Genomic DNA, 7,750 nt, shown 5'->3' on the forward strand with positions numbered 1-7,750 from the left:
CTATGAAGAAAGCCAACGAGCTTATGAAGCAAATAGAACAGGACTCTAAGCAAAGCTAGTAATACAAAAGGGACGCGAGTCCCTTTTTTGCCGCAGATTACTTGCCAATATGCAACTAGATTGCTAGTTTATACTTGTACTTAATGAGGAGAGTTAGCCTTGACTGAAGGAATAGTCAAAGTTGGCGAACGTCTGGCGTCCGTATGTAACGATAGCCTTAAACTAGGACTGCAAGACACTTACCGACTCGGCGTTTTACGTGGAAACGTCCCCTTTGCTACTTGTGTTAAAAACACGCGAGTTGAAGTTTTTTCATCCCTACATTTCGACCATTGCCGTTTGGAACATTTCGACCATTGCCGTTTGGATATAAGTCAAAATATCTTTAACAATGACTTTCTTTTTGTAAGTTTATCTCAAGCGACAAGCAAACTATTTCTGCTCAAATACTGGTTATGCCATTCATACCTTCGGCTAAGCCTTCATTATCCGAAACATTCCTCTACCGCAACGTTTAATAGGGGTATACATGATTAATTTTGATGTTCTCAATACATACATGGATAACGACGTAGATCTGATCGTCACTGTTTTTTCTACATACCTTGAAGATCACACGAATGATATAGAGCGTATAGATGAGCTATATACAAGCAGATGTTGGTCAGAACTCTATCTATTAGCGCATAGTTTAAAGGGCATTCTAGAGAGTTTCGGAGAAGACACCGCGGTCATTGCGTTTCAAAGAATAGAAGAAAAAACCAGAAACGATACAGCGCCAGATAGCTCAGATATAGCTATAGTTACTGAAGAGCTAGCTGCAATTAATCAACAAATCTTCGCTTACTTGAAGAATATGCAATAAAGAAATTCAAGGCTTAACTGGGGGAAATATGGCAATGAATAATAGCAATTTCAGGGAGTTGATTGAGTCTCTCAAAGACCTAACACCAACTCAAAAAAGGTACTTACTTAGCCGTACAAAGATGGCGCTAGATGATGAAAATAATATGTTAAACATCAGTGATATTCTAACACCAGAAGAGTTGGAGGCGTTACTATCACCAGCACCAACAACGAATACAAAATAACAATGATATACAACGCAACCGTCAGATTAACGCTAGGGACCAAGTGAAGCAAATCGACTTTGCTTGGTTGTTAGTTTCTCTCCCAATTCCTTTTCACTACAACAAACGTATTGTTTTCGAAACCTTTTTCCAATTTAAACAGGTCAGATAATTGAGCGACTAACATCAGTCCGCGACCAGAGGAGGACCAACTATCGTCATCCATTAAGTTAGGTGCCTCAATCTGTTTATTTTTATGTTGGATGAACGTCTTCTCATTGATCGGCGCTCCGCAATCAGAGACTCTCAGTTCCACGAAACCGGATACTTGGTCATCCCCAACCCTACACTCCACTTCAATTGGCAGGCCTTCTATTTCACTGTAAGAATGAATATAAGCGTTATTCATGAGCTCAACGACACAAAGCTCCAATGATTGAATTGCATTTAAGGGGATTTGATGACCCATCAAAAACCGAACAACGTCTTTGCTCGCACTTCGTGAGTGAGTAAGGGAGCTCCCGTAAGTTCGTTTAAATTCGCTCTTTGACATTCTTTTCCTTAAAATCGAGCCTCTCACCATGCCATTTTACCTGTAAAAGGCTGGCATCATCATCAAACTCATCTTCGTTGTGCCAAGATTGTACTTTTTTAAAGACGTCTCCCACTTGATCTTCAACTGGCAGCGTGCAAACAGCTTTTATACTCGATGCCAATCGTTGTAGTGAAAACATCTCCTCACCCTGCCTCGCTTCAATCAAACCATCCGAATAAAGCCACAATGCATCGCCCTCATCTAGACTAATTTGGTTACCGCTATATTCTATCGGCTGCATTGCACCAACGATAAAGTTATCGTCACCTATCTGTTCCATCGTGTTCGTACTCGCTCGCCAAACTAAGATCCTGGGGTGGCCAGCCGTGCAATAGCTAAGTCGCCCTGATTTTGTGTTAAGAATGGCGTAAGCCATAGTAAAGTAAAGTTGACTGTTTCTAGTTTGCTGATAACGCCGATTTAGCCGTTCAATCACAGATGCTGGCTCACTTACGCAATAGCAGTCATCTCTCAACTCCATCGTGATCGAATCAGGCCCCTGACTTTGAGATAGTGTCTGTTGAATAGAAAAAGCCATCAAAGCTGAAGAAATACCATGACCAGAAACATCACATACATAAAACGCAACATGTTGTTCATCGAGCTCCAAATACCCCAACATATCACCACCAATCTGGGAGCATGGTCTGTAGACATAACTAAACTGTATATTTTGGATAGTTGATTCAGCAGGGAGTAGTTGCTCCATCAGTTGACTCGCAGACTGCAGGTCTTGGTGAATTGTTTGGTAGGCCGCATCTAGCTCTTTATTTCTCTCAACGAGTTTGTTGTGCAGTTCTAAAGTACGAAACCCCGCACGGATTCTGGCCTGAAGTTCCTCTACAGACGTCTTCTTATCTACGAAATCATCTGCGCCAGCATCAATGCCTTTCACGATCGAACTTTGGTCATTTCTAGAAGACAGTAGAACAAAGAAAATGTAACGTTCGCTAACTTTAGATTTTAATTGGCGACACAATTCAATACCATTAATTCTAGGCATCATTAAATCGCTCAGCACAAACTGAATATCAGGGCGGTGGGTTAGCACTTCAAGCGCCGCTCTTCCGTCTTCAACTGCAACCACTTCATAGCCTTGCTTTTCCAATGCACTGCTGATGTAAAGCAGTACTGTTTTACTGTCATCGACCAAAAGAATGGGTTTCATCTTCCTCCTTAATACAGTTGCTATACTGGCTAACGCAAAACACTAGTCACTGACTGCTCATTTCTAAAACGGCTGTAGTCTTCGGCTAATAATTGGTGTTGATATCGAGTGTAAGACAACGCTTCATTAGAAATTAGTATCTGATGCTCTTTTTCGATTAACTGACTTTGTAGCCTTTCAATCTGTTCATTCTGCTGTGTGTAATTGAGGTACAGTGCGAATAGACCAAAAACCGAAACCATTAACAGGGCGATTAGAATATTATTGATAGTTTTCACTTGAATACTCATGACCTCTCCTTGTCTATTATTAGACTTTCCATGATGAAAGAGAGCGTCTACGGACCAAGAGCCCAAGGCTCTAAAACGCAACGAAGCAAATTGAGGTTGTTTTTCCAATTATAGGCGATAGGAGAAAAAATAAGAAAAATCTGAAAAAATTTGAATATCCTGCTGAGTTAAGAATCGGTAAGGTGGTAGCAGCGAGCTATCATCCACTCGCTGCAATACATTAACTCTGAAATGCAGGTCTAGCTAAAATTTGGTTATACCATCGAGCAATGTTTGGCGACGTCGATAGCACATCAATTTCTAGGCCTTTAATTGCGAAACTGATCAAAATAAAGCCTGTTATATCGACGATAGTAAAATGGTCTACGGCGATAAAATCATTATGTTCAAGACGCTTGTCTAAGACGGGCAGAAATTCGTAGACGCGTTGTTTTGATTCTTCGCCCCATGTTTCGAAACGCCTGAAATGCCGCATTTAGTCCTTGGAATTCGACAACGCGATGCCACATTTCCACCTGAGCACGTTCGAGCTGGTTAGCACCAAACAGCGCCAGATCATTTTCAAACGCTTCATCTAGGTAGCGACAAATCGCCACACTTTCACAGATCGTCGTACCATCATCCAGTTCGAGCAGAGGCACTTTACCGTTCACGCTTTTCGATTTAAACGGTTCAGATAGGTTATCGCCCTCACGAACGTTCAGCGCAATTCGCTCAACCTCGCCACCGATTTCCTTTAGAAAAATGCTAACTCGCTTACAACTTGGAGTCATTGCGGTTTCATAGAGCTTCATTTCACATCCTTTTATCTTTTTCTAACCGATTGGTTAGGATATACTGTAGCCAGTTTATAAACGATCAGTCAAGAACTTCACTATCAAAAATTTTCAAACAGTTGTGGGTCTGTTTGCTGAGCGAGATTTTTGATGCCGTTTGTAAGTTCACATGAATTTGGGGGCTGATACCCAAGAATAGATGGGTATTCATCATATTGGTCCAGTTCGAACGCTAGAGGTTCTCTGTACCATCCCTCCAAAGCAATTTAATTACCCGATAAGCAGACCCAGGCAGGTAATTTATGGCAAGAAAAGCCAACTTCGACCGAGATGAAAAGCTTCTCGTGGCTATGGATGTGTTTTGGCGCAAGGGCTTTGCGAACACGTCTATCTCGGATCTCACCGACGAGTTGAACATCAACCGCTTCAGTCTTTACAACACCTATGGTGACAAGCAACAGCTCTACTACGAAGCGCTCGATACCTACTTGAAAAAGGTCTCGCTACCGTCACTGAATGATTTGGAAAAAGACGACGCGTCCTTACCTGAGTTGGAATCGTTCCTTAAATCTTTTGCTGATCTGCAACGCAAACGCAGCTGTGGGTGTTTTATCCAAAATGCGTTGATTGAGCACGCTGGTGAAGACGATGATGTACTGCGTAAAGGGCATTTTTTGTTTGACCATCTTATCGACATCATTGCGGATGCGCTGACCAATGCACAAAAAGAAACCTTAGTGCCGAAAACGCTGAAACCAGAAGAGCTCGCTCGTTTTGTTCTCAACAACATGCAAGGTATGCGCGTACTTGGCAAAGCTAAACGTTATGCCGACTTGGATACGGCGCTTTCCTGCTTACTGGTTTTGATTAGGAAATAACATGTCGATTGAAGTGATAGCAGTACGTCTTACCAAAGGCATGGACTTAAAGCTGAGCCTAGCGAAATTGGTCGAGCAGTACGGTATCAAAGCAGGCTCGATTACCTCATGCGTTGGTTGTATCTCTGACCTCAACCTTCGTTTGGCAGGTGCAGAGAGTACGTTAGCCAAACGAGAGCCATTTGAAATCGTCTCTGTGATGGGAACACTAACGCCTGAACATCAACACGTTCATATCTCGGTGTCTGATCGTGAAGGACGAGTTTGGGGTGGGCATTTGCTGGAAGGCACAGTGATTGATACTACCGCAGAGTTGATCATCCATTCGTACTCAGAACTTGAGTTCACTAGAGCGATGGACGACTCGACTGGCTATACCGAACTCCAAGTGAATCCTTCCAAATAACAAAAAGCTCCAGAGCGATACTGTGCTGTCTCTGGAGCTTTATTCGCTTTTCTCTTATGCCAATAATTTATTCATATCGAGCAAGCTAATTTCGAGGATCATTCTTCGGCTAAATAACAAACCTGATTATCGTCGATCGTTACTTGCCACGTTTTTAGGCAGTGCGCATCGTCTTCCAAACATTGCCCACTCTTTAAACTGAAGTGCTGTTTATACAGTGGTGATGCGACACACATCTCACCATCAATATCACCGACAATCCCTCGACTCATCACATAAGCCTTACCAATTGGGTCCCAATCTTGAACGGCGTAAACACCGCTATCTGGAATGTAGAACAACGCCACATGCTCGCCTTCAATCAACACCGTGGCACCGATGAACGGCATTAGGTCATCACGCTGACACAATTTCACTTTGGTTAAAGCTGCCATTTACACCTCCTGTTTCACTGGAATACGCTGACCGCGCACACGTTGGTACGGCAAGACTTTGCTGCCCGATGTGCTGTTCAAGAAAGGACGGAAGCGTTGCAATTTTTGAGGATTATCTAACGTACTCTTCCACTCACATTGATAGGTATCTACGACTCGTGCCATTTGTTCATCCAAAGAATCACATAGATTCAGAGAGTCATCCAAAATCACTTGTTTAAGGTAATCTAGGCCCCCTTCCATATTCTCCATCCACACAGACGTGCGCTGCAAGCGATCAGCGGTGCTGACGTAGAACATCAAAACTCGGTCAATCATGATGATCAACTCTGGTTTGGATAAGTCGGATGCAAACAAATCAGCGTGTCTTGGTCTCATGCCGCCATTACCACACACATATAGATTCCAGCCGTTTTCAGTGGCGATCACCCCAATGTCTTTACTTTGCGCTTCTGCACACTCGCGAGTACATCCCGATACGGCAAACTTAAGCTTATGGGGCGCTCGCAATCCTTTGTAGCGGTTCTCTAACTCAATCGCTAATCCGACCGAGTCATCAACACCATAGCGACACCAAGTAGAACCCACACAAGATTTCACGGTGCGCACCGACTTGCCGTAGGCGTGCCCTGTTTCAAAACCAGCATCAATCAAGGTTTGCCAGATTTCAGGAAGCTGTTCTAACTGCGCGCCAAATAAATCCACGCGTTGACCGCCAGTGATTTTGGTGTATAGATCGTATTGCTGAGCGACTTCGCCTAGCACGATGAGTTTGTCTGGTGTGATTTCGCCACCCGGAACACGAGGCACAATCGAGTAAGAGCCATCTTTTTGTAGGTTCGCCATAAAGGCATCATTAGAGTCTTGCAGAGATTGATGCTGCGGCTCCATGATGTGTTCATTCCACAAAGAAGCAAAAACAGATGCCGCTGTCGGCTTACAGATATCACACCCATGCCCTTTGCCATGCAGTGCAATTAAGGTGTCGAAGTCTTTGATTTGTTCCACTTGGCAAATATGGAACATCTCTTGGCGACTTAACTCAAAGTGCTCACAAAGGTGGTTGTTAACCTCTACCCCCATGGCTGCCAGTTGAGTATCCAATACCGACTTCACCATATTGCTACAGCCACCACAGCCAGTACCGGCTTTGGTGTTCGCTTTAAGGTCCGTAAGGTTGGTGGTGCCAGCTTGAATCTCGGCAACTAAGTCGCCTTTTGTGACGTTGTGACAAGAACAGATAATGGCGCTGTCTGGCATCTCTCCATCAAGCATTCCGGTATCAAACAGCAGGTTCGCCGCGTGGTCTGGCAGGACCGTTTTGTTCAAATAACACTGTAAGAGCGCATCGTAATCGCTGTTGTCACCAACAAGAATTGCACCGAGCAATTGGGTGCCGCTCGCATCAACCACCAGCTTTTTGTAGATGCCTGCGACCGCATCTTGCAATACCATTTCTTGTGCGCCTTCGGTTTGCATTTGTGCATCGCCGATAGACGCCACATCCACCCCAAGCAGCTTGAGTTTGGTGCTCATGTCTGCACCTTTGAAACCTTCGCTTGGCATCCCAGTCAAGACATCGGCAGTGGTTCTCGCCATGGTGTAACCGGGTGCGACTAAACCAAAGATCTTCTGCTCCCAAAGGGCACATTCGCCAATCGCATAAATATTCTCATCGCTGGTTTGGCATTGGTTGTCAATCACAATGCCGCCTCGCTCGCCGACTTCTAGCTCAGCCATTTTTGCCAACTCATCTTGAGGGCGAATACCTGCGGAGAAGACAATCACATCCACTTCGAGAGGATCTTTGTCTTTAAACACCATACGATGCTTAGCCGTTTCACCATCGCAGATTCGCTCCGTACCCGTCGAGGTATGAACAGTTAGCCCCAGCGCTTCAATCTTCTCTTTTAGCACTAAGCCAGCACCATCGTCTAACTGCACGGGCATCAGGCGGGGTGCAAATTCAATAACGTGAGTTTCTAGCCCCAATAGTTTGAGTGCGTTTGCCGCTTCTAAACCCAACAAGCCACCACCAATCACTGCGCCTGTTCTTGCGCCTTCACATGCCTTCTTGATTTGTGAAAGGTCATCAAGCGTGCGGTAGACAAACACGTTGTCTCGGTCTTTACC

The 7,750-nt window shown here is 44.3% G+C and carries 9 protein-coding genes and 1 pseudogene; 4 read left to right on the top strand and 6 right to left on the bottom strand.

All coding sequences use genetic code 11. The annotated features are described in order from the left end of the window. The first annotated feature begins 529 nt into the window (after positions 1-529). Together IQR33_RS10150 and IQR33_RS10155 are read left to right on the top strand one after the other, a co-directional pair. A complete protein-coding gene (locus tag IQR33_RS10150; protein WP_005375918.1) occupies positions 530-865 on the top strand; it encodes an Hpt domain-containing protein in 336 nt (111 codons plus the stop codon). A 34-nt stretch (positions 866-899) separates the two neighbouring features. Further along, entirely contained in the window at positions 900-1,091 is a 192-nt protein-coding gene (locus IQR33_RS10155) for a hypothetical protein (RefSeq protein ID WP_005375916.1), read from the top strand. A gap of 70 nt (positions 1,092-1,161) precedes the next feature. Here IQR33_RS10155 and IQR33_RS10160 read toward each other — a convergent pair whose 3' ends face one another. The 4 genes and pseudogenes from IQR33_RS10160 to IQR33_RS10175 all read right to left on the bottom strand — a co-directional run bounded on the left by IQR33_RS10160 (position 1,162) and on the right by IQR33_RS10175 (position 3,917). After that, entirely contained in the window at positions 1,162-1,623 is a 462-nt protein-coding gene (locus tag IQR33_RS10160) for an ATP-binding protein (protein WP_005375914.1), read from the bottom strand. Further along, complete coding sequence (locus tag IQR33_RS10165) at positions 1,604-2,833, bottom strand: PP2C family protein-serine/threonine phosphatase (protein ID WP_193837722.1); 1,230 nt, start codon at positions 2,831-2,833, stop codon at positions 1,604-1,606. The genes IQR33_RS10160 and IQR33_RS10165 overlap by 20 nt, the downstream gene beginning before the upstream one ends. Positions 2,834-2,862: 29 nt before the next feature. Then, a complete protein-coding gene (locus IQR33_RS10170; protein WP_017820228.1) occupies positions 2,863-3,123 on the bottom strand; it encodes a hypothetical protein in 261 nt (86 codons plus the stop codon). 220 nt (positions 3,124-3,343) lie between these two features. Further along, positions 3,344-3,917 (bottom strand): annotated as a pseudogene (locus tag IQR33_RS10175) (glutathione S-transferase family protein). A gap of 284 nt (positions 3,918-4,201) precedes the next feature. Here IQR33_RS10175 and IQR33_RS10180 point away from each other — a divergent pair. After that, positions 4,202-4,777: a TetR/AcrR family transcriptional regulator gene (locus IQR33_RS10180; RefSeq protein WP_009701863.1), complete on the top strand. Its 576-nt coding sequence runs from the start codon at positions 4,202-4,204 to the stop codon at positions 4,775-4,777. Position 4,778: 1 nt separating this feature from the next. After that, positions 4,779-5,183: a PPC domain-containing DNA-binding protein gene (locus IQR33_RS10185; protein WP_053307742.1), complete on the top strand. Its 405-nt coding sequence runs from the start codon at positions 4,779-4,781 to the stop codon at positions 5,181-5,183. 98 nt (positions 5,184-5,281) lie between these two features. Here the strand turns inward: IQR33_RS10185 and nirD are convergent, their stop codons facing one another. Then, entirely contained in the window at positions 5,282-5,617 is a 336-nt protein-coding gene (nirD, locus tag IQR33_RS10190) for a nitrite reductase small subunit NirD (RefSeq protein WP_053307743.1), read from the bottom strand. Continuing rightward, positions 5,618-7,750: nitrite reductase large subunit NirB (gene nirB, locus IQR33_RS10195; RefSeq protein ID WP_228013838.1), on the bottom strand; the 2,133-nt coding region annotated here is incomplete at its 5' end.

It is taken from the genome of Vibrio sp. OPT46, from assembly GCF_015163535.1.
GTDB classification, from domain to species: Bacteria; Pseudomonadota; Gammaproteobacteria; order Enterobacterales; family Vibrionaceae; genus Vibrio; species Vibrio alginolyticus.

Coding starts and splice junctions, on each gene's coding strand:
- IQR33_RS10160 (WP_005375914.1), bottom strand. CDS start 1,623: ATGTCAAAGAGCGAATTTAAACGAACTTACGGGAGCTCCCTTACTCAC.
- IQR33_RS10150 (WP_005375918.1), top strand. CDS start 530: ATGATTAATTTTGATGTTCTCAATACATACATGGATAACGACGTAGAT.
- IQR33_RS10180 (WP_009701863.1), top strand. CDS start 4,202: ATGGCAAGAAAAGCCAACTTCGACCGAGATGAAAAGCTTCTCGTGGCT.
- IQR33_RS10170 (WP_017820228.1), bottom strand. CDS start 3,123: ATGAGTATTCAAGTGAAAACTATCAATAATATTCTAATCGCCCTGTTA.
- nirD (WP_053307743.1), bottom strand. CDS start 5,617: ATGGCAGCTTTAACCAAAGTGAAATTGTGTCAGCGTGATGACCTAATG.
- IQR33_RS10155 (WP_005375916.1), top strand. CDS start 900: ATGAATAATAGCAATTTCAGGGAGTTGATTGAGTCTCTCAAAGACCTA.
- IQR33_RS10165 (WP_193837722.1), bottom strand. CDS start 2,833: ATGAAACCCATTCTTTTGGTCGATGACAGTAAAACAGTACTGCTTTAC.
- IQR33_RS10185 (WP_053307742.1), top strand. CDS start 4,779: ATGTCGATTGAAGTGATAGCAGTACGTCTTACCAAAGGCATGGACTTA.